The organism is Bradyrhizobium sp. 142 (genome assembly GCF_023074015.1).
Classification (GTDB): Bacteria; Pseudomonadota; Alphaproteobacteria; order Rhizobiales; family Xanthobacteraceae; genus Bradyrhizobium.
Map to the genome: position 1 here is coordinate 1 of NZ_JADPKQ010000316.1, position 26105 is coordinate 26105.

Here is a 26105-nt window from a genome sequence, read left to right on the forward strand (position 1 = left end):
CGCTGGTGCGCATCTCCGTGCGCCGCATCAAGATCGCCATGGCCTCGGCCTGCCCAGCCGCCGAACACTGGGGTCACGCCGCGCGCCGCCTGGCTGATGCCGCAAAAGCCCGCGCCGCGCCCGTCTGACACGCGAAGCTGCGACGCGCCAAAACCGCCGCATCACCACCTGGCCCACCGGAGAGACAACAACCAAACAATGCCATCCGCGCCTTCCGGCGCCACCATCCCTCATGGCCATCACTGATCCATCAAACCCGCGTTGTGAAATCAGTCAGCACTGTGAGAAATGCAGGCTAAGCCGAGGCGTCCGGATCCCCGTCCTGCACAACAGGTCGCGCGACATTGGCGTCGGCCTTATATTTACAGCCAGGAAGAGGTTCGTCGTCTTCGATATCGCTCGAGCTTACCCCTCTCCACGTTCACCGTTGCGGCCGATCAGCCTCTACACCATGCTGGTCCTGACCTATTGTGCGGGATTGCGGCTGGGAGAACTCGCACGCCTGAACCTTGCCGACATCGATCTTCAGGTCGGCACGATTACTATCCGGGAGACGAAGTTCTTCAAATCGAGGATCCTGCCGTTGGCTGACAGCCCGCTGTCGGCGCTGCCGGGAATATCTGGAGGCGAGGCGCAAGGTAAAGGTGCCACAAAGCCCTCAATCTGGCCTGTTCTGGCACGATAAGGGTAACGCGCGCTACACGTCGCACGCCATCGCCGGTTGCCTTGTCGACATCCTGCGGCGCGCCGGACTCAAGCCGGCGAAAGGCAAGGCTGGCCCTCGCATCCACGACCTGCGTCACTCGTTTGTCGTGAACCGCATTCTCGAATGGTACCGCGCCGGCATCAATCCGCAGGACAAGCTTCCATTCCTCGCGACATATCTGGGGCACCGGGATATCCACTCGACGCTGGTTTACATCACGGTCACCCAGGAACTCCTTCAGCAAGCAAACGAACGCTTCCGGACGTTCGCGTCACATTGCCTGCACGCGTCAGAGGGGGTGCAGCCATGAAAGCGGTCGACCCGTTCCCGAGGCTGCTTCATGCCTTCTTTTACGAGTGGATGGTTCAGCAGCGAAATGCCTCTGCGCACACCGTTCGGTCCAACCGTGACACATGGCGCCTGTTCCTCAGGTTCGTGGCTCAACGGCGACGCCGGCCGATAGCCCAGCTCACACTGAGCGACCTGACGGCCTCCGAGGTCAAGACCTTCCTGCAATACACCGAGCAGGAACGCGGAGATACGATTGGCACGCGCAACTGTCGCCTGTCCGCATTACGTAGCTTCTTCAGCTTCGTTGCTGACCGCGAACCGACGGCTATCGAGCAATGCACTCAAATTCTGCACGTGCCCATGAAGAATGCGCCGATCCATGCGCCGTGCTATCTGGAGCCCGAGGAGGTGAAGGCCATTCTGGCACAGCCCGATCGCTCGACGATCGAGGGGCAACGCGACCACGCGCTGTTCTCCTTCCTCTACAATACCGGCGCGCGCATCCAGGAGGCGCTCGATGTTTGCCCGCAGGCTATCCGGTTCGACTCGCCAACCTGCGTGCGTCTTTACGGCAAGGGACGAAAAGAACGACTGAGCCCTCTTTGGCCAGAGACCGTGTCGCTGCTAAGATCGCAGCTCATGCGACAGCCGAGGGCCGCCGACGAGCCGATCTTCGTTAATCGGTATGGCGTCCCGCTCGGCGCAGCGGGCGTCCGCTTCAAACTGGCGCAATACGTCGAAGCGGCAGCGAAGATCATGCCGAGCCTGGCCTCAAAGCACGTAACACCTCATAGCTTCCGTCATGCGACGGCGGTGCATCTGGTAGCGGCAGGCGTTGACGTCACTGTGATCCGAAGCTGGCTCGGCCAATGTCAGCCTCGACACCACAAACCACTACGCTCAGGCAAATCTGGAAACAAAGCGCCTGGCGTTGGAGCGCGTCGAAAGCCCGTCACGATCGGCAAAACGACCATCGTGGAAACAGGACCAGAGCGTTCTGGCCTGGCTCGATACCCTTTAGCAGCGAGGAAATAATGTGGAGGAGATCGCAAACTATCGCGGGATAGCACCGGAAATGTGGTGCTCCTTCACATTATGAACTGCTGCTGATTATTGGAGTAATGGCGAGCTCGTCATTAGTTGAGCCACGATCCGATATAATCGGCATGTCGTACCGTGGGTACGATACCGAGGGACGCGCAACCGAACGCAGACGAGATCTCGGCAATATATCCTGACAGTCCAGCCCTTATTTGAAATTTTACCCCATTGGAGATGGTGCTGGTCATGCGGCCATCTCCTCGGTTCGAGGCTGCTGAGCGTGCATCCAATCAGCCGCCTGTTGAGCCTTGCTGGCAGCGGTGAAGATGGCGCGAGGGTCGTCCTTGAGGAGGTGCAACCAGGATGCCACGTACGCCGCGTGATCGGGCCTGGGATGATGGGCGACCGCCAAATCTGCCAGAATGAATGAAGCGGTCAATTCGGCGGTTGCTTCTTCGATCGGCAGCCAATCGCGCTTGAACCGTTCCTGGAAGTTACGGTCGAGCCTGTGCTTTGCGCCGGTGGCGTGAGCTGCCTCATGTATTAATGTGCCGGCTTGGGCGGCTGGGCTCGTGAACGCCGCATATTCCGGCATGAAGATCGTGTCGAGGTCGATGCGGTAGTGCGCATTGTAATTGCCGGTGACGACCGGGATCTTCAGCGCATCGATGAACTCGCCCACGTGGGTAAGGCGATCGCTCTCTGGAAGCTTCTCGACGACCTGCGGTTCGTAGCTATCGACTTGGGCGACATTGAACACCGTGAATGCGCGTGCAAAGACGCGGCGACGAGCGTCATCGTCACCGTCATCTGCATCGTCGTTGTTGGCCGCCTTTGGCTGCTTCCAGAGAACAACCGTCGTTCCTCGTTCGCTCTTGCGCACCTGCGCGCCGACAGCCAGCCACTGCCGATAGGTTCCCCAGAGGCCGTTGGCGTAGCCATGAGCTTGCGCTGCAATCCAGAGTGCGAGCACGTTGACACCACGGTATCGGTTGCCTGACGAGATGTTTTGAGGGCGGGTGATGGCGGTGCCGTCGTGATGCCAGGGCATGCGCCATTCGCCGGCGCCAGCTTCGATCGCGGCGACGATCTCGGCAGTGATGCGGGTGTAGACATCGGCGCGCTCCGCCGAACTCGAGGTATCGGACATGGGAGAATCTCCGCGGCCGGCGGAGCAAGCCTCTCTCACTCCCTCAACCGGCCGCCCGATTCCGGCCCTCCTCGTCCTCTCCCGCCGCCCGACAGGGCGGCTGTCTTTGGTTCTCTGCTGTCTCATCATGGTGGGTGCTCCCGTTCGGCAGGGGTCCGTCCCTGGCAGCGGAGCAGCACCTGCGATGCCCGACAGCACGACCGCGCACTCGCAGAGCCGAAGCGACAGCGGAGGACGGCGATCAGCCGTTGCGCGGCCGTGCGGGGCATCGCGCACTCCGACTATGCCGGGACGGACGCCGACGAGGTCATCCGGCGCGGCCACATCAGGCGTGGAGTTCTGACGTCAGTTGCCGCGAACGATATCGTCGAGGACAGCCTCGATGCGCGCGAGATCCTGTTGCAAAGCGGAGCGCTGCAGCGAGGATAACCGCTTCTCTTTGAGGACGGCTCTCGCCTCATCTGCGGAACGCGCCCACGCTGGCCGGTGCCTGGCAGTGATGCAGGCGTTTGGACAACGGGCCGGCTGGCAGAGTGCTGTCAGCGGCGTCTTGTGGTCGGCGTTGGTTGCCTGCTTCAGGCATAGGGCGGTCCCGGGATCGAAGAAGCAATCGGCGAGCACGCCGACGTGCAATGTGCGCGCGAGACTGGCGAGCATCGTGCGAAGCCGCGCGCGATCTGCAATCATTACTGGAAGGGGATCAAGTTCTGCCGCCGCAGCATCAAGCGCCTTTGATATGCGCGGCGCCGCTGGCCCTGACAACGTCGAGCCAGTCTGTCGCTCATCGAAGTAAACCAGCAGATCATCGAGTTGCCCAAGCGCACGCTGGCTCTCGACCTCGGCGCGAAAGCCGGACTTGCTGGAGCCGGCATAGCCCTCGAAGGCTGCGACGGAAGCATGCTTATACTGGATCATGCCGGCGATCGTCCCGAAAGGACGGTTGGCGATATGCCATGCTATCGTTCGGCGAAACTGCCGTGTTGTGATGCGCCAAGGGATGCCTTCGGAGTTGTTCGGAATAACCGGGTCGTTGACCGTGCCGAACAGCTCATTGAGGTGATCGCGATAAAGATTGAGCTGCCGCACGATCTCGGCAGAGAGGTGATCCTTGCACACGGATTTAGCGGCAGGACCGGCCAGAGTGTCGTGAGACCGCGGGCGGTTGCCGCCGGTAACGACAGGCGTTCCAGCACGTCGATGGCCTTGGCGACGGGCTCGATCGTGACCCATTCCGCCGCTTCGCCGTGGCTCGACTTGCCCTTGTAGGCGGCCGATCGGACGCGATGGCGCATGATCAGGCCATCTTCACTGCGAGATATGGAGAGACACCCGCGTTGCATTGCCTGAACTTCGCAGTCGCGCATGCCGGTTAGGTACGCGCACAGGACGTAGGCCGCCGATTGCAGCATCCGCTCTTCCTGGGCCAGCGTCTTGCCGTCGAAACGAGGTCGCCACGGTCGACCGGTCTCCGGCAGAAGAGAGATGCAGGTGTCCATGCCACCGGTCTCGACGCCGAGTACGCGTATGGCTCCATCGATAAGGTCGGGGGCTCCGTCCGCAAGCTGAATATGCATCCCCGACTCTGCGCGGGCATCGATCCCGATATGAAGATGAAGCAGATGCGAGTTGACTGGAGGCGATACGTCACCTGTCTCTCGATGCCGCAGAACGGTGCCATTATGAGCAGTTCCCCAGATCGGCACACCGCGCCGTTCATGCCGTCGCTGCTCAAAGTAGTCCATGAGACGCCGGCGCTGTCGGTCACGGCGCTGTTTGCGATCGAAGGCCTGATCTGATCGAATAAGCTTAGCGCAATGGGTCTCCAATCGATCAAGCTCTTCGCGGGCTGCGAAGATATCGGGCGCAAACTCGGTGACGTAGCGGATGGACCAGGCCAACAGTGGCGCGATGACTTCTTCCGGCATCCGTGGGGTGCGGTTCTCGCGGACGTGACGATAACCAGCGACGCGAGCTGGAGCCTGTCCGCTCCACGGCTGGAACGACAGCCCTCGGGAGGGAAGATGATCACGATAGGCATGCAGGTCGACTGGCACTTCCAGGAGTTGGCCAACAATGACAGGCCGACGGCTGCGATCGGTCTGGAGATGTCGGGCATAGCGGTCGAGCAATTGCTGATCGACCCGCGAGAGATCGACAGCGCCGAGATCGCCACGGACGAACTCGAAGAATCGGCGCGCCCTGTTGAATATCTGCCGGACACAGGCAGGTGGGAGCTTCTTGCGATGACCAGGAAGGTCGACGTTCAGCCGGGCATAGAGGAACTCCCGGATTGCTTCGCGGGTACCGATGTCTTCGACCGACCCGAAATGTACGGTGACGTGGCAGCGACGGGCGTTCTCGCGGAATACGGCCGGACCGAGATCCCAGCTTGCGTCGCCATAGCGCGACATGCAGCTCCGATCGAAGCCCTTCTTCAGCGGCGCCGAAGCAAGAACCGGACGGTCGTCTAGTTCCTGTCGGCATGGAGCGAAGGCAACAATGCTCATGGCCGAACCTCGGGCGGAAGATAGAGAGATTGTTGGGCGGCCTCGCTGCGAGCTTGGGCGATCAAACCTTCAGAGAAGACGGGCAGAATCTGCTGGGTGATGCGGGCATGCGCACGACCGAACTTGACGCTCCCGGAATATCCGCATAGTGACGAGCAGCGATCTCCGGCGTGTGGCCGACGGCAAAGCGCGCCATGTGCCCTTCGGTCTTGAGATACCAGAGTGCCTTATGTGTCTTGCGCAGCCGAGAGAGAATGAGGTGAAGCGGACGGCGATCGTCGTCGACGATGCCGTGTCCAGCGACCCAGTTATCCACCAACTGGTGCGGGTGATCGATGCCGGACCGAAGCTGTCCTCGCCCTTTATAGTGATAGACCCAGAGAGACTCGACCGGAAGGAAGCGCCTGGTGAAGCCTGTCACTTCGATCAGCTTGCGGATCAATCCGCCAGGCGTGCCGACGCCATCACGAACTCGCAGGCGCTTCTGTTCGGCACCGCGCGCGCGACGCTTTATGTAGCTGATCTCGATCGTGCCGGGTCCGGGGTTCTGTAAACAGTCGATGGTTAGCGTCTTGCAGCATTCGATCTCGAGCCCTGTCTCCAATGACAGGAACGTCAGCAATGGCGGCAGATCGGATGCGAGCAAATGATGGCGGTTATGGACGTCCTCGGAAAAGCTGGAAACTGGCAGGCCACGTCGCAGACGCATGAAGTACAGGCGTTTGAAGGCCAGGTCCGAGTGATCGATCTTGCCTTCTGCGGCAATCCTGGCTTCAACATCGGCAACCGCACTGCGGAGGTTGGAATCACCCGCTTCGTCGAGCGGACGGCCGATACGCCGGAATATCTTGCTGATATCGGCACGAGCCGCGTCACGTAGCTGACGAGCGACGAACGGACTATATGCGTCGCGGGGCTGCGATCGCCCTGCGGACTGCGCGCTCGTGTAGCTCAGGCGACGGCGGAGCCCCTCATCGAGAAGGCCGGGTTGATCTATATCGATGGAGCGCAGCGCAAGAATCGCCTTCGCGAGGACCGTGTGCCGGTGGATCGGCGTCATGCCGGCGGCCTCAAGGGAGGCTTCGAATCCATCAGTATCCTTCACACGAAGATCGGCCGGCTTTGTGGCATGAGAGTGGGCTCGCAGATACGTGAAAAACCGATGATACGCCGCGATGTGCTGCTTGATGGTGCTGCGCGCTCCCAACGAGCCGCCGAGTTCGGCCTGTCGGCGAACAGCGCCGGCAAAGGCTATAGCAAGTGCTCGCGGGCGCAGGTGAGTGAGATCGACTTCGACGATCCCACCATAGCGCGCCTCAATGTTGAAGCGCAGACCGAGTACTTGGTCACCGGCATGAGCTGGGACAACACTATCTGCGGGCGCAAAACGAACTGGAGTTCCCTTCCGCGGCCGCCGCCTCATAACGAGTGCTCCGACGGAAGCAGCGCCAGCAACTCCTCGACGGCGGCATCGACGGTATCGGCGCGCGAAGCGATATGATCGAGATAGATGTAGGTCGTTGCGAGGCTGGCGTGGCCAAGGAGGCGCTGGACCTGTTGCAAAGGATCGCCGAGAATCTGCCGATATCCTTCCATCGATCCGGCGGGCAAAGCTGCATCGCGAAGCCGGTGCTGGATCAGCATCGCGAGCATATGCACGGCAAAGGTATGGCGGAGCTGGTGCGGGGTGATGTTGATCGAAAAGTCCAGAGACCTGCACCGCTCGGATGCCCGGGCGAAGATCACTTCCCAGGTGTTCGGTTGAACCGGCAATCCGACTTCCGTGAGCCACAGCACGGCCGGCTCGCTCGGTGTGCCGTCGTCCTCGCAAACGATGATCCTGCTGCGCTCTTCAGGGCTCAGCAGATCAAGAGCGACGTCGCTCCCATCGAGCAGTCGCAATCGGGAAGCTGACCGCTCCCTGTGAACGGAGATCGGGCGTTCGAACGAGCCCCAGCCGGAGCGTTGCCGGAACTTCGTGACGGCGTTAGCCCGTTCAACGGCGATGTAGGCCCGCGCCTGTTCAAGCAGTCGACCGGAAAGAAGAATCTGGCGACCACGATCGCCCTTCGTCAGCGCGTCCGGCAGATCGAGCCAGACCTGTCGAGCTGTTCGCCGATCGACGGCGGCGAGGTCGGACGCAAACAGAAAAGAGGCTTCTTCCAGCCGAAGCCCTGTCGTCACAACGAGATCAGAAAAAAGCGCATTACGAATGCCGTTGCGATCACGGGCTCCGGGGCGTGTTCCACCATCAGGCATCAGGCCTCTGAGGCCGACGTCTCGAAATACCCGGTAGTCATCGAGCGTGACAAAGCTGACATCCGCTCGACGTGCAGCCGGCTCATAGGCGTCGTTGCGTGCTGTAGACCGTGAACCGCTTCAGGAACGGAATCGCCTGCGCTTCCTCACCGTTCTCGCTCGCGCGCCGCTTTTCGTCGACCGGCACGAAGCGGTCGGCATAGACGACGGTCGTACCGCGCTCGCCCTTGCGGACGTGACCACCCAGCGATAGCGCCTGGCGGAAGGTGAGCCAGCTCTGCCCTGTAAATCCGTGTTCGGTCGCGGCACCCCAGAGAATTAAGATGTTTATGCCGCTGTATTGACGGCCGGTCGCGGCGCTTTTCGGCAAGGCCAAGGACGCCTTTGCCGCGCTGCCCCAAGGCTGCACCCACGGCACGCGGCCGGCCTCGAGTTCAGCGATAATCTTGTTGGTGATTTCGTCATAAAGGCTTGTCCGGTCCTCACCGGTGCCCGCCCGAGGATAATGTCTGGACATCGCAGGTCTCCGCGACAGGCGCTGCGAGCCTCTCTCGCAGCCGGTAACCCGTCACGGCAAAACCGCGCGACACTCTTACTCTCAGCCGCGAAGAGAAGAGAGAATGCAAAATCTACGATGCAGCCGGCTTCCGTCCGCTTCTTCATGGCTTTTGGAGTTGAGAAGTCCAGGGCCGCAGGCCCTGACCTGGCGTGCGCCAACGACGCATCGCCTCAGCGGAAAATGGCACCCGGAGAGCGTGAGCATAGCGACCCGAAGGGGCACGCGGGTCCGAGTGCAGCGACGAGACCGGTTAACAGCGGCACCCGGGAACGGGGCAGTGACAGCGATCGCCGAAGGCGAGCCCCTTTCCCGGGTGCCCCCGGCGAGGAGCTCCGCAGTGTTTGCGCGAGGGATCGAAGCCGCACGGCCGAGACGCACAGCGGCTCGGTTCACGAGAGCCCGATGCGGCGAAAGCCGCACGCGCGCAAGCGGAAAACCTCCGCTAAGACTTGAGTCGAGGACCTAGATTTCCTCGCGCGCATGCGTCTGCGCGTCGTAGATCCTGATCTGAAGCATGGGAAAACGCTTTTTTAGTTCTTCGCCACCCGCCCTGGCGCCGTCTCTGGTTGCAAATTCGGCTTTGAACCGGCCGTCGACTTCAAGCGCGTAACCAAAGGCCGGCAATTCACGGGTGGCTGCAACCATTTCATTCCCATTGTGCAGTGAGGTGATTGGGAATGATGGGTAGCGTGAGTCGCCCAAACTGCGCCAGAGCCACCTGCCCAAGTGCGGTGATTGGCCAACACACATTGTGGATTGGCGCCTTGCTCGGATCGCATCAAGGATGGGCATTTGCATCGTCCGAACAGGCGGACGGCTTTCCACTTGCGCGGATGCATGCACGATAGAGCCACGGCTCGACGTAGCTGCCCTTCCAGAGTCCTTGGCCGGCACGCTCAGCCTCGCGCTGAGCCTCGCGATATCGGCCCTTCGAGTATTGAGGCCAATCCAACGCAAGGCCGTTGCGTACAAGCCATTCAGCGAGATCCCTGTCTGCGACCGAGCAGGTCGCGACCGTGCGGCCATACGGGTCGAGGCTGACTGGAACACAATTGACGGGACGGCGGGCAATGAAGGCGTCAAGGTCGTTCGCGGCCTGCGCACCGCAACGATATTGTAAGCTGTCTTCGCCGCGGCACAGCTGGCTGCTCTCCGGTGCATCGATACCCCAAAGCCGGATGCGCACTCCATGTATTTCCAGCGTGTCGCCGTCGATAACGCTGGCCTGTCCGCCAAACTCGTCGGCCAAGGCCACGCTCGACAGAATGGCGACAATCAATGCGATAGAGGCTCGACGCATTCCAACGACCTTGTAGCTACCGCAAATCTCGCGGATCGGATTTTGGCCAATTCTCAAGTGGCTTCAGTGCCGGCAGGTTCTCCGGCCGCTCGGGAAAATGAAACTCCGTACCGCGCAACCAACGTCCCTTGAAGCGAGCCCAGAACAGAATTGCGTCCATCTGCCAAGTGAATTTATAAACCTTCCAGACGCCGTCATTCTTTAAAACTTCGCCGGTCGCGTTGAATGGCAGGCTGTTCAGCCCGCAAAGCGCGTAAATTTCGTCCCGGCGCGCCCCTTGGGATGAGGCAAAGGCGTTGCAGCGTCCTTTGCCAGACGAGGCGCTGAAAGTCGTCATGCGCGATGAGGACAAGGAAGACAAAGTTGCCTGCGTGGCTGGTTTTGCACAGGGCGGCGGAACACGTGGAAAAGCACCTGCCCCGACAATTTGGAATCCCTGCTCTGTGCTAGCAGCCGGAACGAATGGAGGGCCGCAAGATTCGTCCCTCGGGGAGGAGCGATCTTGATGCTGATGACCAAGGAGAGGCGGACGGCGATTCGCACGGTACGGGGATGGGCGATAGCCGTTCTGCAGGAGGCGGGCGCGATCCGCGAGTGTGAGTACCACGGCTGGATGCAGGACCGCGCAGATCCGCACGCCCGTGAGCGGGCGATCGAAATCGCCCGCCAGGATGCACCACCGGGTTTTTCGCCCGAGACGGCTGCCGGCGCGGTGACCGAGGTCCTGGACTCGATCGGCGATACCTGCCCCGAATGCCCACCCGAGGTCTAGGTAACGCGCTGGACGATCAAGGTGAGCAATAACCTAGCGTTCGAGACGCTTCTCGACGCGCTTCCGGCTGTTGCCGACCTTTTTGACAGCTTTCTTGACCGCTGACGCCGAACGTCCTGTCTTCTTGGATTCATACCCCACTTCATACTTTTGGCCGCCCGCCACACGCGCCCGGTCCTGTTTTCGCCCCGCGCGCCGTCTTCGTCTTCTTCGCTGCCGCCATGGGTACCTCCTGTTGTGAGATCGATGCAACGCAACAGGGACTCGCAGGTTCCGGAACGATTCAAACTGTGCCAATTTGAATCGGTGTAGCGTGGAGTTCTTCAGTGGCGTTTCAGCGTCAAAAACCGGCGGCCCTTGGCGTTAAGGCGCCCTTCCCCGGCTTCATCGAACCGGCCTTGGCCACCTCGATCGAGAAGGTGCCGCCCGGAGAGCGCTGGATTCATGAGATCAAGTTCGACGGCTACCGTGTTCAGGTCCATCTGGCTAACGAGGCGGCGAAGATTTTCACCCGGCGCGGCCATGATTGGACGCATCGCTTCAAGAAGGTCGCCCATGACGCCTGGCGGATCAAGGCGAACTCGGCCGTTGTGGACGGCGAGATCGTGGTACCGGCCGCCGACGGCACTACCGACTTCTCGGTCCTGCAGAACGAGCTCAAGGGCAAGTCGACGAGCATCATGCTTGTGGCGTTCGATTTGCTCTATCTGAATGGCTGCGATATCCGGAAGCTACCGCTCTTTCAACGCAAGGCCGAACTCAAGAAGATCCTGAACAGCACCGACATCCAGTTCAGTGAAAGTTTCGAGATAGACGGCCGCGAGATGTTCGCGCACGCCTGCAAGGTCGGTCTCGAAGGCGTCGTTTCGAAGGTCCGGGACGGCACCTATCCGACGGGACGCACGAACGATTGGGTCAAGAAGACCTGCGCCCGGCGGGAGACGCTGACCATTGCGGGCTTCGCGCTCGACGAGGGAAAGTGGGACGGCATCTATGTCGGCCGGCGCAAGGGCGCCGATCTGATCTATGCCGGCAAGGTCGACCACGGCTTTGACAAGACTTCAGCCGCTGACCTCCAGAAGAGACTGAAGCCGCTGATCCGGAAGACGCAGCCGTACACGAAGCGGATCGCACACAAACGCATCTGGGTCGAACCAAAGCTGCTCGCCGAGATCGAGTACCGCGCGAAGTCGGCCGAGGGGAAAGTCAGGCACCCGTTCTTCCGGGGCCTGCGGGAGGATTTGTGATGGATGCATTCGATCGCTTCTGGCAGTGGGCCAACAAGCCCCTGGAAAGCCAACTGATGATTTCAGCCGAGCTGCATCGGGCGGTCATGGAGTTCGCTCCTGAGGATCGACGGGACCGCGCGGCCGTGAACCAAGCCGCAGCACGCGTACTGGATCCCGAACAATGAACGCTTGAAGGGACCGCTAGCCTTCTCGTGAGTGCCGCCACTGAAACTAACCCCGCGCGCGCCGCAGCGCGGCTTCCAATCGTTCCTTCTCCTTATCCCAGCGGGCTTCTTCGGTTTGCGATCTCTTCGCAAGTGCCTCGACCTCGGCCTCGATGGCGGCCGCCCGCTTCGCGTGCTCCTGCTCGGCCTTGTCCAACGCAGCCTGTGCCTTGTCGACCGCCTGCTGACGGTGTTCACGGTCTTTCTGTTTAGCCGCCTCTTCCTTCGCCCGTTCAAGCTCGCGGCGCGTCTGCTCCCGTTCGTATGCGAGAGCGGCCTGCCGCTCCGCAGCCTTGTCGACAGGGCGAGAAGGCTGCTTCGTCTTTGGGACTTTCGACTTGCGGGCGGTTCTCGTTGGTCCGCCGCCGCCAAGATCGGTAGGCAACTCGGCGTGTTCGCTGAAAGGCCGGTCGGTCCCGACCGGGCGCCTGAGAACGACGCCAGGCTTTGCCATGGCCGCGGCGATGACGTCCGGGTCGTGGCTCTCCTTCGCCGCGCCCTGATGGAAGAGATTGCTGTCTGCGCCCCACGCTTCCAGAGCCGCTTTCATGGAGAGAGCGGCGATCGCTAAATCGAAGAATCCGAGCGAAGTTTGGTAGGTCTTGAGTTTTCTGGCCATCGGTCTGATCCGCCCTCCGCGATTGATCGTGCTCGCGCCAGGGCGCCTACGGAACACGACGCGGCCTCGAAGCGTTCCCTAATCCTAAGGACGTCCATGCATTTCGCAACGCGCTCTGAAGGATTGGGCCTCGAATGAGCCGGACGTCGACCCTGCCCAAGCGCTTGCAGCCGATGCTCGCTACGCTCACCGACGCGCCATTCAACGACCCCGGCTGGGTTTTCGAGGACAAGTATGACGGCTTCCGGATGATCGCGGAAATCCGGCGGGGCAAGGTTGCGCTTTACAGTCGCAACGGCAAGATCATCAGCCGCAGCTATATCGAGGTCGCCAAAGCGCTGGAGAGCGTGAAGGGCGAGGCCGTGATCGACGGCGAGCTCGTCGCCATCGGAAAGGACGGCGTCTCACATTTTCAGCTGCTTCAAAACGCGCTGCGCCATGAAGCGAAGCTCCTGTATTGCGCCTTCGATCTCATGTTCGAGAACGAAGTGGACTTGCGCAGGCAGCCTCTCCTCGAACGCAAGAAGCGGCTGAAGGCGATTCTGCCGCGCGACAAGCTGATCGCCTTCAGCCCTCACCGCAAAGGAGACGGCACCAAATTCTTCGTCGAGGCCGAGCGGAAGGGTTTGGAAGGCCTCATGGCGAAGCGCGCCGACAGTGCGTATACATCCGGAAGCCGCACCCCGGATTGGCTGAAGATCAAGACGGCAAACCGACAGGAAGTGGTGATCGCCGGCTTCACAGCGCCCAGGCGCAGTAGGCCGTTCTTCGGCGCCCTGGTCCTCGCCGTGCGGGAGGACGACGCATGGCGTTACATCGGACATGTCGGCACTGGCTTCAGCCACAAGGTCCTGGAAGATTTGCATGCCAAACTCGTGAAGCTGACGGCCCCTAAATCACCCTTCCCCGCCAAAGTGAAGGACGAGGCCGCCACGACCTGGGTCAGGCCCTCGCTCGTTGCCGAGGTCAAGTTCGCGGAATGGACGAGCAAGGGCGAACTGCGCCAGCCCGTCTACCTCGGACTCAGGTCCGACAAGCGGCCGAAGGATGTCGTGCGCGAGCGAGAACGTCCGCGCAAATAGCGCTTCCCGTCGACGTAACCGGCAAACGGAACGAATTAACGCATTCGCCTCCTCCGCTGTGAATTCCCTCTGCTGGTCGTGCGTTCAGTCGCCTCCAAGGTCGCGGATTTCCGGTCGCATGCCCTCAGGCGTGACATCGAGCGTCGCAATCGTAATGGACAGCCTGAAGCGCCGCGGTCCCGCGCTGCCCGGATTCAGGTAGAGAACGCCACCGACCGTATCGATCTTCGGCACGTGGGAATGCCCGGAGACAATGACGTCGATGCCGGCGCCAAGGTCGTCCTGCAGCGTCTTCAGGTCGTGCAGAACGTAGATCGACTTTCCCGCCAGGAGCACGACTTTCGTGTCGGGATATTCGCGGGCCCACTCGCCACTGTCCACGTTTCCACGGATGGCGGTGACGGGCGCGATCCGGCGAAGCGCGTCGACGATCTCGGGGCGCCCGATGTCGCCGGCATGGATGATGTGATCGACCCCCGCCAGGCCTCGTTCCGCCTCGGGTCTCAACAGGCCGTGCGTGTCCGAAATGATTCCAATCCTGAACGTCATTTCCCGGCGCTCTCAACCGCGATCGCCAAAAGACGATCGAGAAGCTCTACCTGAGCGGACAGCATCTTCGTCCGCGCGAACTCGATATTGAACCATTCCGCGCGGTCGACTTCGGGAAAGCTCTGCAGTCGACCGCTTCGGGGCGGCCATTCGATATCCAAGGTATTGCTGGTCAGCGCCGCCGGGTCAAAATGGCCTTCTCCGGCGAATGCGATGACGCGCTTCCCTCCTCGCTGTCGGACCTCCCCCAGCGCTCGGAGTGGACCAATCGAAGCACTCGGGCCGAGTTCTTCGGCAAACTCGCGCCGCGCGACCTGCTCCGGAGCATCCGCAGCATCGATTTCGCCCTTCGGAATGGACTAGGCGCCATTATCCTTCTTGCGCCAGAACGGACCGCCGGGATGAACGAGCAGAACCTCGAGCCCGCGAGCCCCCTTGCGGTAGGCGAGAATGCCCGCACCCAATGTCGATCTCCTGGAAGTCTTTTTCAGCGTAGCCATATCGCTCCCGGCCTCGGATACGAAGTAAAGGCCGTCTGGCGTCAATGGATGCCGAACGACACGCTAGGCTGACTTTCGCTGCGGTCTGGCCGCCGGCTTCTTCGCCGCGGCCTCCCTGGCCGGCTTCTTGCCGGCGATCGGCATCAGCATTTCCTTCTGCCCGGCCGCCGCCTTGCGCGGCTTTTTGGTTGGCTTCTTGGGTGCCTCTGTCGCGGCCGCCCCCTCTCTTCCAATGCTCTTGCGCAGCGCGTCCATCAGGTCAACGACGTTCTCGCCTCGCGGGCGCGCCTCCGCGGTGATGGGTTTGCCGGCGCGCTTCTGGTTGATGAGATCAATGAGGGCTGTTTCGTACTGGTCTTCGAACTTGTCCGGCTCGAAATGTCCCGCCTTCTGGTTGACGATGTGCTTGGCAAGATCAAGCATGTCCTTGGTGACTTTGACGTCCTGAATATCGTCGAAATACTCGTCTGCGGAACGGACTTCGTAGGGATAGCGCAGCAGCGTCCCCATCAGCCCCTTGTCGAGCGGCTCGAGTGCGATGATGTGCTCGCGGTTGGTCAGCACCACCCGACCGATCGCGACCTTGTTCATCTCGCGGATGGTTTCGCGAATGACGGCAAAAGCGTCGTGCCCCACCTTGCCGTCGGGACGCAGGTAGTAGGGGCGGATGAGGTATCGCGGATCGATCTCGCTGCGGTCGACGAACTCGTCGATCTCGATGGTTCGCGTCGATTCCAGCGCGACGTTCTCGAGCTCCTCCTTCGTCACCTCGATGAAGGTATCGGTGTCGACCTTGTAGCCCTTGACAATATCCTCGTTGTCGACCTCCTCGCCGGTATCAGCGTCCACCTTGGCGTACTTGATGCGGTGGCCGGTCTTCCGGTTGAGCTGGTTAAACGAGACCTTTTCGGATTCCGACGTGGCCGGATAGAGCGCTACCAGACAGGTGACGAGGGAAAGACGCAGAAAGCCTTTCCAGTTCGCGCGAGGGGCCATTGCGGGGGAACTCCATTACTAATGCCAGATTCAAGACGAACGGCCCGGCTTGGTTCCGACATCGCGCCCTTTCCAAAAGGATGATTTTTTCAGGATGAGGGTCCGACCGGACTCGACATTTGTTCTTGTTATGTTCTAATTCGGAATGACCGATCGACCCGCGAGCTGGCGCATGCCGACCCAAAAACAGATGGAAAAGCTGGCCGCAGAAGCCGCCCGGAAGCGGCGCCCCTCCTCTGCGCCTCCGGATGCGCCGCTTCCGGCGGAATATTGGGAATCGGTCCTGAAAGACCCTCGCGTCGCCGCCACCGGAGTCGAGAAGCGTCAGCGACGTCTTTCCGAGATTCAACGCCACGTGCTGCGCGTCTCCTGCCGCCGCTGCGAGCGGACCGTGGAAATCCAGACCGCTGATGCAGTCCGATTGTATGGCGGCAACGCGGTCTGGACGGACGTGGCGCAGCGGTTGCTCGACAACACCTGCCAGCAGCGCACCGGCAGGCATGAAGAAGACGGGTGCTGGCCGGCGTTCGAGACGCCGTAACCGCTCCGGATTGCCGATCCGATCTCTTAGCGCCTGGATGTCTGGATGCCCCGAAGTATCACCCACGCCCCTGTCGGGCGGCGATCGCAAGGCTCTGGGAAAAGAGCTCAGCAAGGCACGTGCGATGGCCAACATCCTGGCCTCTCAATCGTCGGAGATGCGGGCCAAGGGCGAGGCCCTGATCCAGCAAGCCGACAGGCTGCTTTGCGAAAGCTGGAATGAGCGCATGTGGAGCGACGGCGAACCGATCGATCCGTCGCCCACCATCGATCAGGCTGTGAATGGAGGCTTTCCCTGGCTTGAGATAAGGTGCGCTCGCTGCAAGACGCCGAGCGACGTCTACCTCGCCGCTATGAAACATCCGCCGACCACCTTCGTGCATGATCTCGCAAGCCGGCTACGCTGCCGCAAATGCGCCAAGGCGGGCCGGCGTCCATCCGCGACTCTGCTACAATTGGGTTGGCAGCCTCGCCACCCTCGAACCGAAGACGGAGCGCACCGTTAGCACGCGCGGCGTTGCCATAAGACTGGTCAGCGCCGTCCCTTCGATGTCGAAGCGCAGCGAGGCAAGAGAGAAGGCAGCCGACGAAGGGGCAGTGATAGCGACGCGGGGCATGAAATGCCCGCGGGCACCGAGGCGACTGCTGTCGCGAGACCGGTTAACAAGGCACCCGCGTTCGGGGCAGTGATAGCGGCGCCGACATGCAATGCCGGCGGCCCCTAACGCGAGAGCCTCCGGCGAGCGACACCGTATCCGCGCAAAGGATCGAAGCCGGACGGCCGAGACGCGTCAGCGGCTCGGTTCACGAGAGCCCGGTGCGGCGACAGCCGCATGCGCACAAGCGGAAGAAGCGGCTTAGACCTTACCAAGAACATCACGCACCCGCATGTGGGTCGCTGGTACGGACTTCCGCTTCGGCCAGCAACCGGACTCGCGCGCGACTAAAGGATCGTTTCACCGTAGCAAGCTGCCCTGCCGAGGACGTGGGGAGGATCAGCCCGTCGATTCCCCGTGCGGTGTTCGCATTCAGCACGTGCTGTGAGCTTTTCAGCGCGTCCGCCGCCAATCTCCTATTCGTCACGGGCGGCTATCCCTGGACGTCACGATATTCTCAGATCGGAAACGGGTCATCCTGTTCGGATAGCGAGGCTTGGCGATTCTTCAATCTGCCAGCAATCAGTGAACGGCTTCCTCGACTGTTCACCAATGCGGATATGCGACTTGTTGTTTAACTATCTCTCCAACAGGGAGCTTTCGAAGGGAACGAAGAGCGCAGCGGGGCTCTTCAGCTTGCTCTCGACTTATTGAAGCAGCTGACGCCGCCCAAAAAGCGATACGGCTATTCGGGATCTCTGTTTCGGGATTTGTTGATCTCGATTCGAAGGATCAGTCCCCCTCATGCTCGATGGATTTGGCGCCCGAAGAGGTCTCTCGACTTCTATTCGTCATCGACGTCGCTGAATATCTCGGTCAGCGCGCCGGAGACTTTCGGCGAAGATCTGGAAGTCTCACTTCGCCGCTGCGCGGGCCGCTCGTCTTCGTCATCGTAGATCATCTCGTCGATCCGACGCAGAGCCGTCGGCAACGCCGCCTGCAGCGCGTCGTCGTCAGAAAAATACTTGGCGGCGGCCTCGATAGAATCACGAAAGTCACGATACATTCCCGACTGATCGCTCGAGCTATAACTTCCTCGCATGCGATCGATCGACGCATCAAGGTCGGCCAGCCACTCCGACTTCACGTCGGCGCAGAGCCGATCGAATTCGTCAGCCGGCAGCAGCGATCGCACATGTCGATCCTGAAAAATCGACGCGTCGAACCATTCCAGCGTGTTCTCCCGTATCTCCTTTACCAAGGTTTCGATGTTCTCCTCGGACAGAAGGCCGATTTCTTTGAATCGAGCAAGCAAGCGGATATTGTTGCTGTCAGCCACCGGGATCTGCACGCGAAGAAGTCCCTGCCAAATCTCCGGGCGCGCCTCGACGAAAGCGCGTAGAAAGCCTTCATCGCATCGCTCGGCCAGGAAGTAATGAAGGACGCTATCGATCGGTACGTCCAACAGCCGGCGCGTCAGGACGCCATAGAGCGCGGACGGTACCCGCACCTTTGCGCCGTAGGCATCGCTGCGACGGCCGCAGAACACGTCCGCCAGCAGTCGTTCGGACTTGGCACCGTGCAGGTATATCTCGACGAACTCAGGTCCTTCCGCGACGATCATCGAATAGGCGTCCGCGATCGTCGCATGACGAAAGGTCCACCTGTCGCCTTCCTCATGCTCGACGAGCAACGTCAGGCTCCCACGCATCTCCTCAAGAGATCTCGCGATGTCGCTGGCGGCGATGCCGGTCAGGCGCGAAACCGTCGCCAGGGCTTCGCTCTCCGGGATCGGCGAAGGTACGCCCCTCGTACCGTGAAGGAAAATGAGCGCGATCGCCGCGGAAGAGCTTCGATCTAGACGCTCGATGACTTCGCGGAGAAATTCCAAGGGGTGCTCGACAAAATCGATCACTCCCTCGGCGGTAACCTCCAGGCACTTTGTGAATTCGGAAGCTCCCAGGCGCCGCGCGGTCTCGGGAAGGAAATTCGTCCCCGTTGCAGCCGCCGCGAGAAAGGGCTTCAGACGTCGGCGCATTTCCGGCGGCTGATTGCCCATCCGGATATGATTGTACAGGATCTGCGCGCGTTCGATTTCCGAAAGGCCCTGCACGTCGATGACGACTTGGCTTTCGCGCAACAGCGGAAACTGGCTCGTGCGCAGTGAGCGGCGGGCGCCTTCCCAGATGTAGTTGCGGGAAGTGAAAATGACGCTCGTGCCGGTTTTGACGACTGCGCGCAGCATCGGGAGCTGAGAGTTCCAGCCGTCGACCTTGGCGGCCTCGACCTGGTTCGATCCGAAAGCATCGTCGACCCACAGCACTTGTCGGATGTCCGGATTCCAGCGGTCGAGTTGCTCGGGCGAGGTTATTCTGATGGCGCCCTCCGCCCCGCCATCCAGTGCGCCCAAGGACAATATTGCCGCGATCGTCGATTTGCCGGATGCCGGATCCCCGAGCAGCAAGACGAACCTGTGATCCTGCAGCGCTTCCACGCTCCGTCTATGCGCGTCCGTAGTCACGAAGCAGCGCAGATCGTCGCCCATGGCGCTGAGTAGATGTCGTGCCTGAAGGTAGGCTCGGCCGTCGATGAATTGTCCGAGATCCGCGAGGTTATAGATCCGCGGAATGAGCATTCTCAGGGAGGGGCGGCTCCGAAGCTGGGCCGCGACCCAGTCGCCTCCGAACACGCGACAACGCTGCACGCCGCTCTTTTCGAAAGCCTGGCAGATGCTTGCCTCGGCAGCCCCCGAAACCCCGGCGTTGGTGATGACGATGTAGTCGCCGGCGAGCCCCTGGGCAGCGAGCTCCTTGGCTTTGCCCAACTCCTTAGCGAGATGCGACAGGGACAGACGGGCGGCGGCATTTCCGAAATGCTTGACCTGAATGGTAGACTTCCCGGCCGCGAAGCCCTCGCCCCCTTCCCATGCACCGAGAAAAGCTCCGTCCCTACCGCCGTCATTGGAGGCCAGAAAGCTTTGTATGGGGCGCTTTAGAACTTCGGCCGCTATCGCGAGGCACAGATCCTGAAATGCCTTCCATCCGACCCGATGTAAATCGTCAATCATCAGCGAGATCCAGCAACGGGCGACCTACGGAACGCCGAATCGAAGACGTGCAGGTGCGGCTCGATACAACTTGAATGGATACTTGTTCTGCTGCAAGCTTGACGGCAGGGAGGTGTACAATGACACTCAACTCCGGTTTACAGGTCTTTCTGGTCGGATTCTTCGGCGGCATACTTATAGAGCTCGTCCATTGGTACGCCATACGCAAAGATGGCAGATTGCCCGATTACGCGAAAAGCGCCCAATATTGGATCGCATCCGTCGTGATGGCGCTCGTAGGCGGGGGATTGGCAGTCCTCTATTTCGGATCAAAAGCCGAAGGCATCGTTGCATTGCACGTCGGCTTGTCTGCACCGCTCATCCTTCAGAAGCTCACCACCACGATCGCTGAGCCCGCGGGAGCCAAAGGTGTCCGCAGGGACCTGATCGACTTCTTCAAATGGTGAGCAACGGAATTGCGCGCGACGTCCATCTCTATCGGGATCGGGCAGTATCTCCACGAGGAGTACGCCAAGAGCGACATGCGCTTGCACTTCGCGCAGGACGATGCCCAAGCGTTCTCGCTCTACGCAAGGGGTGCCGACGATGTTGACGATAGTGACACGCGCCATCGGCTTTTGGTCGATGGCGAGGCGGATTGGGACGGCGTCCGCCTGGCGGCGACGCAAATAGCGGCCGCCGGCCGCCCGGACCTTTTCCTGCTGTATTTGTCCGGCCACGGAGAGGCGGGAGTTGCCCCCACAGGCGGATGGTTCTGTCTTGTCGATGCCAAACCCGGCGAGCCCAGCCTTACCGGATCCCGGATCGAAGAACTTCTGCGCATCGTAGACGCATCCAACACGCTCCTGATTGTCGACTGCTGTTTCGCTGAAGCCCTGATCGGCAGGTGCGACTTCTTCCGGCATCTTCAGAACTCGCGCGCACGCTTCGCGGTCGCTTCAGCGCGAGCGGACCAAAGGTCGTGGGAAGACTCCGGCCTCAAGCGATCGGTATTCTCCGACGTGCTCATCCGATCGCTTTCCGTCGGCTCCGCCGTCGCGGACGCGAGCGGACACGTCGACGTCGAGCGTGCCCTTTTTCCGGCGCTTCGAGAGCAGGTCCCGCTTCTCGCGTCATCGAGAAAGGATGGCGCGATTCAGGAACCGGTGACCGCCGGCATGGCCACCCAGGAGATAAGACTTCCAACTGTTTTCGGTCGCTCGCTGGGACGTCCCCTCAGCGTCTCGGAGGCCATTCGTTCGGGCGTAAAGCGGTTTCTCGTCGCCGCCGCGGTCGTGCTTGTCGCGACCCTCGCCGGACTGGATGCCCTCGTATATCACTTGGCCTTTCGCCCATTGGGTCGATCGTCGTCCGTCCCGGCTTGAAGCAGACGTTCGATCTACAGCCGATACATGTCGGCCCTGTCGACACGGGGATCCGACTTGCGCAAATCGATCGGCTGAACGACGAAGGAGCGCGGAAATTGGCGGAGGCGAAGATACTCGGCTTCCGCACTCACTTCGACGATGACGGCCTGCGCACTTGGCTGTCGCCGCTCGAGCCGATGCTCAACCATCTCGAGCAACAATCGGTTTCGGCGTTCGCTCGCGGCGTCAGACCCAAGTTCGACCCCGACAGCACCGGCCCGCCGCTGCTCGAAGCCATGTTCTTGGCCGAGCTCGAGGAGGCCGATGTCGCTGCCGTCGGGATGGAGATCTATGCCCGCGAGCTGAAGATCGATATCGCCTGCGACGATACCGGCATCGTCAACTTTTCGCACCTTTCGCCTAATTCGGACGCTTTTGCCGCCGAGGCATCCTGGGCGGCATTGACCGCGCCGCACGAGCCCGCGAAGCGGAGTGCGCGGTTGGCGGATCTCATGCGTCTGGCCGCGTACCGAGCGGCTTACACCAAAGAATTCGCGGTCCAGCGCAAGGAATTCGACACGTTCGCCAAAGAGGCGCTCCGGATCGTCGGCGGAGCCGACAAGCGGTCGGAGTTCGTCGCCGCCCTGAAGCCTCATCTTGTGACCAAAGACGACGGCTGGTGCGCCGTGCACAGGCTGTTTCTCAGCGCCGTGACCGGTTCGGCGGAAGAAAGTCGGAGCGCCGAAGCCGAGCTCTGGCGCATTCTCTTTACGTACGATCCAAGCAAACAACCGCGACGGCCGATCCTCGCCGCCGAAGCTCTGCAGTTCTTGGCGCGCGTTCGAGAACTCGATCGCGACCCGGCCGTCCGCCTGGCTAAATGGATCGACTCTTCCAGCGAAGGGCTGGATGTCGACCAACCTCCGCAAAACCTGCTGCGCGGTATCGGCGAGATCCAAGGCTATCCGGATGAGGTACAGGCGCTGCTGGAAGCGAAGCTCGGCAAGCGACGCGAGGAGTTCGATTTCAGCGAACTCTTGGCGGCCCGTCTGCTTGCCTGCTCGGCGGGCGCTATGGACCCGCTTCGCCGGGAAAGGCTCGGCAAGTGGCTTGATGCGAACGCCGAAAGTCAACGGACGATGTCCGACTACGCGTCGGCGCTTGGTTGCGCGTCGGCTTACCGTCCTCTCAATTCAGCACAACTCGGTGCCTTATTCGCCCGTTTGTCGCCTAGATCGAGATTCCCGTCCGAATCCGTGAACTACTGGGGAGAGACCGTCATCGACGCCAACAATGATGCGTCCGCGGTTGCCCTCGGACGATATGCCCAGCGCTACGATCTGCCGGCCGATCGGGTCGAGCAGATCGCCAACATCGCGCAAAGCCGTCCCGATCTAAAGGACAGACCCGAAGTCTTACGGGGTCTCGCCGTGCGATGGTACGGTACCGGCGCGACATCCGCGGAAGATATCTACCGACGTCTGCAGGCCTGTACCGGCGATGGGCAACGGAGAAGCCTCGAAGTTGAGGTCGCAGCGGATGTCGTCGCGAGAAGCCAGGATCGGGCGCGGATCGTCGCCGACCTTCTCCGGATTTGGAAAACCGAGTCAGCGCCCGAAATGCGGGTGGCATTGGCGAAGATTGGTGCAATGAGCATAGCTAATAGTCATATATGACTAATTATTGGAAGTAATCGATCATATACGAATGATTATAGACCCAACGCTATTTCGCTCTGATCGTGGAGGAATGCGGCTTCGTAGTTGCGCGATTGGGCACCGCTGACCCCTGCCAGTCGGAAAGTCTCGCGCCATCCGTCAGACAGGCGTTGGGCCGTATCTCGAATGATCTTTCGCGCGTTGGCCTCGGTGATTTCGAAAAACTCGCAGGCCTCCAGGGCGAGCTTGATCGATCGGTCGTGAGTGCCGCCTTCCATGATCGCCGTCTCGAGATGCGGATTGCGATCGGGCGCCGGGTTCACGTCGAACATCGGCGACAGACGCCACCGTCCCGAACCGACGTAAAGGAAACCATGGTTCTTCAGATGATCATCCTTGTTGGAGACGAGGATGGTGAAGACCATCCGCCGATAGAGCTCTTCGAAATCGACTTGCGGATCTGGCGCTGCCGTTCGCATGAAATCGACGATCTCCGTATACGAACCGAGCTCGTCGCCTGTCTTCCCGAGCGCCGTTCGAGCGGAGATGTAAGGAATGCGGGCGCTGCCGCGTCGATCGAAGCGCTGGACCAGCGCGACCGGAAATTTCGTGTCGGCGAGTTCCAGTCTGACCTCGGGAATGCGGATGCCGCACATCCTGGCGAGGTTCAGCGTCGCAACCTCGACCTGTTCGATCGGGTGCTGATCATGGACGGAAGTGAACTTGGCAAGCCAGAGAACGTCGCCGTCAAGGACGTTGGCTTTGGGCCGAGCGCCGCCCGAGCCGCCCGCACCGGCAAGAGCTTGTATGTCGGCAGGCGATATCTCCTTGCCTTGTTCGTAGGCGCGGGCGATCCCCGTGATGGCCTCCAGATCAAGGAGACGCGGCACCGCCTCGTTGGCCTTCCCGGCGATAATCTTCCCCTGTTTATCGATGAAACGCACGGCGCCTTGCCGGCATGCATCGTCGGGCAGCGTGAGATATTCGAATTCGGAAAGACCATTGCCATACGCGCGTTCGAGCAGTCTGCGTCCCCAGCTATCGGGTGAAGCGTCAGAGAAGACGCCGGCGAGCGCCTCGCGGGCATTGCCGGATTGTGCCGATGCATGAAACGGCCGCCCGTCAAATGGCATGTTAGGCTGCAATGCGAAGGCACGAGGATCCTTCGCCCAAGCCGGATCGTAACTGAAGATCGAAAACTGACGAGGCCCGGTCTGCGTGAAGCGCAGTTCGCCGACCGGGGTCAAGCCTTCTCCAAGGGCGACTAGGGCGTAGTATTCAGTCATCAGAAGGCCACGCCGTTCGGATCGACTTCGTCGGGCTCATCCTTACCCGTCTTGTCGTCTTGCCTCCCCTGCCTGCGCAGCCTGGCGGCGTACGATCGACCACGCTGCGGCAACCGCTCCGCGGTCAGCGCCAACCCCAGATCGTCCTTTCGGATATCGACGAGGTCGGCCAATTTCTCGATAAGGCCAAGAGAAACGAGCACGTCCGCGAGGGTGCCTACGGCCACTCCCGGATCGCCTCTTTCCAGACGCGCGATCGTGCTCGACGACGTGCCCGCGCGCGCAGCCAGGTCAGCCACCGCCACACGACGGCTCAGGCGAGCCGATCGGAGATCGTGACCAAGGCGCTCAAGCGCGGCATTGGATTTCGGCGAACTCATCGAACTAACCATAACTGATAGGGATGATAGGTTTATATATCATATATGACTAATTATTGAATCACGCAATGGATATGACGACTGGTGTAGGCCATGGAACCTGCTGGCGTCGGTGGGAATAGCCCTTGAGGCGACGATTCCGGCCAAGCGGGGCCCGGACCTTGGCATAGATCCTAGCGCCGAGGGGGCCATTTTCTGCGACGAGGCGATCCATCCCGCCAGTCCGCGGCGCTCGGCATTCGGGGAAGCATCCGCCCCAGATCTCCCAGATACACACGCGAGGCGCTGGATTATTTCCGCAGCGCCGTTGCGCTTGACCCACATTATGCCCGCGCTCATGCGAACATCGCCTGGACCCATGTCTGCGACGTGTTTCTCGAAGCAGCGGACGCGACATCGCTGGACGAGGCGTCGCGACATATAGAGATGGCCCTCGATATCGACGACAGCGATGCCTGGTCTCACGGTGTCTTCGCGCAATTGCTGTTCCTGCTCAGGAAGGATGACGAGGCCGAAATCCATTTCAAGCGGGCGCTCGCGCTCAATCCCAACGACGCCGATGTCGCCGCTGTTTTCGCCAATATTCTCGTCTACTGGGGACGGTGGCGAGAGGCGCTCACGTGGCTCGACGCGGCCAAGCGGCTCAACCCACTACCGCCTAATCTCTACCATTGGTATCACGCGCTTGCCCTTTATTCGGGGCGCGAATACGAGCAAGCGGTCAACACGCTCAAAGAGATGCGGCCGCTCGACCGTTGGTCGCACGGCCTTCTTGCCGCCTGCTATGCGCAGACGGGCCGTCTCGACGAAGCACGGTCCGAATCGGAGGCGTTCATCAGCGAACGGCAACGCGAATTGAAGGAGCGCGGCGAAGCGCCACCTCGGAGCCGCCTCGACTTTGGGCTGGCGCGAGCCGACAGGTACAGAAACCCTTTGGATCGCGAACACTTCCTCGACGGTTTACGGAAGGCTGGCCTGACAGGTTGAATGCAACGCGTCTCAATTAATAACCCCAAGAGGTAGCTTTCCGCCCTCCTTAATTCGCGTTTGGATCTTGCGATTTCTGCTCCTGTGTTGGTTTTTGGACGCCGGCAACAAGGAGGCTCGGCACGCTCAACTGACCGGCGTCCAAAAAGCGCCAAGGCACGAAGTCGCGGGAAGTTGGGCACCGATAGTGCGGCGAGCGCTATGGGGATTTAATGTTGGTGCCGATGTCGATGACGTGGGTGATGTTAGCCTGATGCCAGCTGGATATCTGCGCGCACGCGAGATCGGGCGAGTGCGGGAGGAGCTTCGGCGGTCGCTTGGATCGGATCGAGGGGCGATCCGCACGCTGACGGATGCCATTGGGTTGAGCGAGATCGCCGCCGGCGCGGGACCAGCATATCGGAAGCAGATAGTCGCATCGCTTACAGGGCGTCTGGCTCATGAGGTGTCGATCCTGTTTG

Annotated in this window: 27 protein-coding genes and 4 pseudogenes; 13 read left to right on the forward strand and 18 right to left on the reverse strand. The window is 61.0% G+C overall.

The features are described 5' to 3' along the window. Window positions 1–451: 451 nt before the first annotated feature. Genes IVA82_RS28600 through IVA82_RS28610 form a run of 3 tightly spaced genes read left to right on the forward strand, consistent with a single transcriptional unit; the run spans window position 452 to window position 2032 of the window. On the forward strand, window positions 452–685 hold the full coding sequence (locus tag IVA82_RS28600) for a tyrosine-type recombinase/integrase (RefSeq protein WP_247381926.1): 234 nt from the start codon (window positions 452–454) through the stop codon (window positions 683–685). Continuing rightward, the gene (locus IVA82_RS28605) at window positions 645–1016 is read left to right on the forward strand and encodes a hypothetical protein (RefSeq protein WP_247381928.1); all 372 of its coding nucleotides are present in this window, start codon (window positions 645–647) and stop codon (window positions 1014–1016) included. The genes IVA82_RS28600 and IVA82_RS28605 overlap by 41 nt, the downstream gene beginning before the upstream one ends. After that, the gene (locus tag IVA82_RS28610; protein WP_247381942.1) at window positions 1013–2032 is read left to right on the forward strand and encodes a tyrosine-type recombinase/integrase; all 1020 of its coding nucleotides are present in this window, start codon (window positions 1013–1015) and stop codon (window positions 2030–2032) included. The genes IVA82_RS28605 and IVA82_RS28610 overlap by 4 nt, the downstream gene beginning before the upstream one ends. A gap of 101 nt (window positions 2033–2133) precedes the next feature. Here the strand turns inward: IVA82_RS28610 and IVA82_RS28615 are convergent. The 10 genes and pseudogenes from IVA82_RS28615 to IVA82_RS28655 all read right to left on the reverse strand — a co-directional run. Then, a pseudogene (locus IVA82_RS28615) lies at window positions 2134–2226 on the reverse strand (zincin-like metallopeptidase domain-containing protein); the annotation flags it as partial. 56 nt (window positions 2227–2282) lie between these two features. After that, on the reverse strand, window positions 2283–3188 hold the full coding sequence (locus tag IVA82_RS28620; RefSeq protein WP_247381944.1) for an ArdC-like ssDNA-binding domain-containing protein: 906 nt from the start codon (window positions 3186–3188) through the stop codon (window positions 2283–2285). Window positions 3189–3533: 345 nt separating this feature from the next. Beyond that, entirely contained in the window at window positions 3534–4103 is a 570-nt protein-coding gene (locus tag IVA82_RS49125; protein WP_346658673.1) for a hypothetical protein, read from the reverse strand. A gap of 41 nt (window positions 4104–4144) precedes the next feature. Next, window positions 4145–5695 (reverse strand): hypothetical protein, encoded by a 1551-nt coding sequence (locus IVA82_RS28625; protein WP_346658674.1) that lies wholly within the window; start codon window positions 5693–5695, stop codon window positions 4145–4147. Between the two features lie 61 nt (window positions 5696–5756). Continuing rightward, entirely contained in the window at window positions 5757–7118 is a 1362-nt protein-coding gene (locus tag IVA82_RS28630) for a hypothetical protein (protein ID WP_247381947.1), read from the reverse strand. Beyond that, entirely contained in the window at window positions 7115–7954 is an 840-nt protein-coding gene (locus IVA82_RS28635) for a site-specific integrase (RefSeq protein ID WP_346658675.1), read from the reverse strand. The genes IVA82_RS28630 and IVA82_RS28635 overlap by 4 nt, the downstream gene beginning before the upstream one ends. Window positions 7955–8054: 100 nt before the next feature. Further along, a pseudogene (locus IVA82_RS28640) lies at window positions 8055–8471 on the reverse strand (ArdC-like ssDNA-binding domain-containing protein); the annotation flags it as partial. Window positions 8472–8975: 504 nt separating this feature from the next. After that, window positions 8976–9158, reverse strand: a complete 183-nt coding sequence (locus IVA82_RS28645; protein ID WP_247381949.1) for a hypothetical protein — start codon at window positions 9156–9158, stop codon at window positions 8976–8978. 133 nt (window positions 9159–9291) lie between these two features. After that, window positions 9292–9813 (reverse strand): thermonuclease family protein, encoded by a 522-nt coding sequence (locus tag IVA82_RS28650; protein ID WP_247382000.1) that lies wholly within the window; start codon window positions 9811–9813, stop codon window positions 9292–9294. A 16-nt stretch (window positions 9814–9829) separates the two neighbouring features. Further along, window positions 9830–10150, reverse strand: a complete 321-nt coding sequence (locus IVA82_RS28655; RefSeq protein WP_247381951.1) for a hypothetical protein — start codon at window positions 10148–10150, stop codon at window positions 9830–9832. A gap of 168 nt (window positions 10151–10318) precedes the next feature. On the opposite strand from IVA82_RS28655, the gene IVA82_RS28660 reads away from it, so the two are divergent. Further along, window positions 10319–10585, forward strand: a complete 267-nt coding sequence (locus tag IVA82_RS28660) for a hypothetical protein (protein WP_247381953.1) — start codon at window positions 10319–10321, stop codon at window positions 10583–10585. Between the two features lie 33 nt (window positions 10586–10618). Here IVA82_RS28660 and IVA82_RS28665 read toward each other — a convergent pair. Further along, a pseudogene (locus IVA82_RS28665) lies at window positions 10619–10808 on the reverse strand (DUF3606 domain-containing protein). A 103-nt stretch (window positions 10809–10911) separates the two neighbouring features. Here IVA82_RS28665 and ligD (IVA82_RS28670) point away from each other — a divergent pair. Both ligD (IVA82_RS28670) and IVA82_RS28675 read left to right on the forward strand, forming a co-directional pair. Continuing rightward, window positions 10912–11832: a non-homologous end-joining DNA ligase gene (gene ligD / locus IVA82_RS28670; RefSeq protein ID WP_247381956.1), complete on the forward strand. Its 921-nt coding sequence runs from the start codon at window positions 10912–10914 to the stop codon at window positions 11830–11832. Next, entirely contained in the window at window positions 11832–11999 is a 168-nt protein-coding gene (locus tag IVA82_RS28675) for a hypothetical protein (protein WP_247381958.1), read from the forward strand. The genes ligD (IVA82_RS28670) and IVA82_RS28675 overlap by 1 nt, the downstream gene beginning before the upstream one ends. A gap of 46 nt (window positions 12000–12045) precedes the next feature. Here the strand turns inward: IVA82_RS28675 and IVA82_RS28680 are convergent, their stop codons facing one another. Beyond that, window positions 12046–12657, reverse strand: a complete 612-nt coding sequence (locus tag IVA82_RS28680; protein WP_247381960.1) for a cell envelope biogenesis protein TolA — start codon at window positions 12655–12657, stop codon at window positions 12046–12048. A 134-nt stretch (window positions 12658–12791) separates the two neighbouring features. Between IVA82_RS28680 and ligD (IVA82_RS28685) the strand changes: the two genes are divergently transcribed. Next, on the forward strand, window positions 12792–13739 hold the full coding sequence (gene ligD, locus IVA82_RS28685; protein ID WP_247381963.1) for a non-homologous end-joining DNA ligase: 948 nt from the start codon (window positions 12792–12794) through the stop codon (window positions 13737–13739). A gap of 84 nt (window positions 13740–13823) precedes the next feature. On the opposite strand, the gene IVA82_RS28690 is transcribed toward ligD (IVA82_RS28685), so the two are convergent. The 3 genes and pseudogenes from IVA82_RS28690 to IVA82_RS28700 all read right to left on the reverse strand — a co-directional run bounded on the left by IVA82_RS28690 (window position 13824) and on the right by IVA82_RS28700 (window position 15784). Beyond that, window positions 13824–14288: a metallophosphoesterase family protein gene (locus IVA82_RS28690; RefSeq protein WP_247381968.1), complete on the reverse strand. Its 465-nt coding sequence runs from the start codon at window positions 14286–14288 to the stop codon at window positions 13824–13826. Further along, window positions 14285–14788: pseudogene (locus tag IVA82_RS28695) on the reverse strand (NUDIX domain-containing protein). Before IVA82_RS28695 ends, IVA82_RS28690 begins: the two are co-directional and overlap by 4 nt. 63 nt (window positions 14789–14851) lie before the next feature. After that, window positions 14852–15784, reverse strand: coding sequence for a Ku protein (locus tag IVA82_RS28700; RefSeq protein ID WP_247381971.1), 933 nt, complete (start codon window positions 15782–15784; stop codon window positions 14852–14854). A gap of 145 nt (window positions 15785–15929) precedes the next feature. Here IVA82_RS28700 and IVA82_RS28705 point away from each other — a divergent pair, with 145 nt between their 5' ends. Together IVA82_RS28705 and IVA82_RS28710 are read left to right on the forward strand one after the other, a co-directional pair. Further along, window positions 15930–16325: a hypothetical protein gene (locus IVA82_RS28705; protein WP_247381973.1), complete on the forward strand. Its 396-nt coding sequence runs from the start codon at window positions 15930–15932 to the stop codon at window positions 16323–16325. A 37-nt stretch (window positions 16326–16362) separates the two neighbouring features. Beyond that, window positions 16363–16830 (forward strand): hypothetical protein, encoded by a 468-nt coding sequence (locus tag IVA82_RS28710; protein ID WP_247381975.1) that lies wholly within the window; start codon window positions 16363–16365, stop codon window positions 16828–16830. 934 nt (window positions 16831–17764) lie between these two features. On the opposite strand, the gene IVA82_RS28715 is transcribed toward IVA82_RS28710, so the two are convergent. Further along, window positions 17765–19987, reverse strand: coding sequence for a hypothetical protein (locus IVA82_RS28715; protein WP_346658676.1), 2223 nt, complete (start codon window positions 19985–19987; stop codon window positions 17765–17767). Window positions 19988–20106: 119 nt separating this feature from the next. Between IVA82_RS28715 and IVA82_RS28720 the strand changes: the two genes are divergently transcribed. From IVA82_RS28720 to IVA82_RS28730, 3 genes are all read left to right on the forward strand, one after another. Next, window positions 20107–20433, forward strand: coding sequence for a hypothetical protein (locus tag IVA82_RS28720; protein WP_247493657.1), 327 nt, complete (start codon window positions 20107–20109; stop codon window positions 20431–20433). 9 nt (window positions 20434–20442) lie between these two features. Then, window positions 20443–21351 (forward strand): caspase family protein, encoded by a 909-nt coding sequence (locus IVA82_RS28725; protein ID WP_247493658.1) that lies wholly within the window; start codon window positions 20443–20445, stop codon window positions 21349–21351. A gap of 98 nt (window positions 21352–21449) precedes the next feature. After that, the gene (locus IVA82_RS28730) at window positions 21450–23009 is read left to right on the forward strand and encodes a hypothetical protein (RefSeq protein WP_247381981.1); all 1560 of its coding nucleotides are present in this window, start codon (window positions 21450–21452) and stop codon (window positions 23007–23009) included. Between the two features lie 35 nt (window positions 23010–23044). Here IVA82_RS28730 and IVA82_RS28735 read toward each other — a convergent pair whose 3' ends face one another. Both IVA82_RS28735 and IVA82_RS28740 read right to left on the reverse strand, forming a co-directional pair. Further along, entirely contained in the window at window positions 23045–24238 is a 1194-nt protein-coding gene (locus IVA82_RS28735; protein WP_247381983.1) for a type II toxin-antitoxin system HipA family toxin, read from the reverse strand. Between the two features lie 38 nt (window positions 24239–24276). Then, on the reverse strand, window positions 24277–24657 hold the full coding sequence (locus IVA82_RS28740; protein ID WP_247381986.1) for a helix-turn-helix transcriptional regulator: 381 nt from the start codon (window positions 24655–24657) through the stop codon (window positions 24277–24279). 426 nt (window positions 24658–25083) lie between these two features. Here IVA82_RS28740 and IVA82_RS28745 point away from each other — a divergent pair, with 426 nt between their 5' ends. Further along, window positions 25084–25644 (forward strand): hypothetical protein, encoded by a 561-nt coding sequence (locus IVA82_RS28745; RefSeq protein ID WP_247381987.1) that lies wholly within the window; start codon window positions 25084–25086, stop codon window positions 25642–25644. Window positions 25645–26105 lie beyond the last annotated feature (461 nt).

Bases quoted from the DNA above. Each gene is read 5' to 3' on its own strand.
- IVA82_RS28645 (WP_247381949.1), bottom strand. From the start codon at position 9,158: ATGGTTGCAGCCACCCGTGAATTGCCGGCCTTTGGTTACGCGCTTGAA.
- IVA82_RS28620 (WP_247381944.1), bottom strand. From the start codon at position 3,188: ATGTCCGATACCTCGAGTTCGGCGGAGCGCGCCGATGTCTACACCCGC.
- IVA82_RS28625 (WP_346658674.1), bottom strand. From the start codon at position 5,695: ATGAGCATTGTTGCCTTCGCTCCATGCCGACAGGAACTAGACGACCGT.
- IVA82_RS28675 (WP_247381958.1), top strand. From the start codon at position 11,832: ATGGATGCATTCGATCGCTTCTGGCAGTGGGCCAACAAGCCCCTGGAA.
- IVA82_RS28630 (WP_247381947.1), bottom strand. From the start codon at position 7,118: ATGAGGCGGCGGCCGCGGAAGGGAACTCCAGTTCGTTTTGCGCCCGCA.
- IVA82_RS28690 (WP_247381968.1), bottom strand. From the start codon at position 14,288: ATGACGTTCAGGATTGGAATCATTTCGGACACGCACGGCCTGTTGAGA.
- IVA82_RS28655 (WP_247381951.1), bottom strand. From the start codon at position 10,150: ATGACGACTTTCAGCGCCTCGTCTGGCAAAGGACGCTGCAACGCCTTT.
- IVA82_RS28660 (WP_247381953.1), top strand. From the start codon at position 10,319: ATGCTGATGACCAAGGAGAGGCGGACGGCGATTCGCACGGTACGGGGA.
- IVA82_RS28650 (WP_247382000.1), bottom strand. From the start codon at position 9,813: ATGCGTCGAGCCTCTATCGCATTGATTGTCGCCATTCTGTCGAGCGTG.
- IVA82_RS28700 (WP_247381971.1), bottom strand. From the start codon at position 15,784: ATGGCCCCTCGCGCGAACTGGAAAGGCTTTCTGCGTCTTTCCCTCGTC.
- IVA82_RS28710 (WP_247381975.1), top strand. From the start codon at position 16,363: ATGTCTGGATGCCCCGAAGTATCACCCACGCCCCTGTCGGGCGGCGAT.
- ligD (WP_247381963.1), top strand. From the start codon at position 12,792: ATGAGCCGGACGTCGACCCTGCCCAAGCGCTTGCAGCCGATGCTCGCT.
- IVA82_RS28705 (WP_247381973.1), top strand. From the start codon at position 15,930: ATGACCGATCGACCCGCGAGCTGGCGCATGCCGACCCAAAAACAGATG.
- IVA82_RS28635 (WP_346658675.1), bottom strand. From the start codon at position 7,954: ATGCCTGATGGTGGAACACGCCCCGGAGCCCGTGATCGCAACGGCATT.
- IVA82_RS28720 (WP_247493657.1), top strand. From the start codon at position 20,107: ATGACACTCAACTCCGGTTTACAGGTCTTTCTGGTCGGATTCTTCGGC.
- IVA82_RS28610 (WP_247381942.1), top strand. From the start codon at position 1,013: ATGAAAGCGGTCGACCCGTTCCCGAGGCTGCTTCATGCCTTCTTTTAC.
- IVA82_RS28745 (WP_247381987.1), top strand. From the start codon at position 25,084: ATGGCCCTCGATATCGACGACAGCGATGCCTGGTCTCACGGTGTCTTC.
- IVA82_RS28715 (WP_346658676.1), bottom strand. From the start codon at position 19,987: ATGATTGACGATTTACATCGGGTCGGATGGAAGGCATTTCAGGATCTG.
- IVA82_RS28600 (WP_247381926.1), top strand. From the start codon at position 452: ATGCTGGTCCTGACCTATTGTGCGGGATTGCGGCTGGGAGAACTCGCA.
- IVA82_RS28680 (WP_247381960.1), bottom strand. From the start codon at position 12,657: ATGGCCAGAAAACTCAAGACCTACCAAACTTCGCTCGGATTCTTCGAT.
- IVA82_RS28740 (WP_247381986.1), bottom strand. From the start codon at position 24,657: ATGAGTTCGCCGAAATCCAATGCCGCGCTTGAGCGCCTTGGTCACGAT.
- IVA82_RS49125 (WP_346658673.1), bottom strand. From the start codon at position 4,103: ATGATCCAGTATAAGCATGCTTCCGTCGCAGCCTTCGAGGGCTATGCC.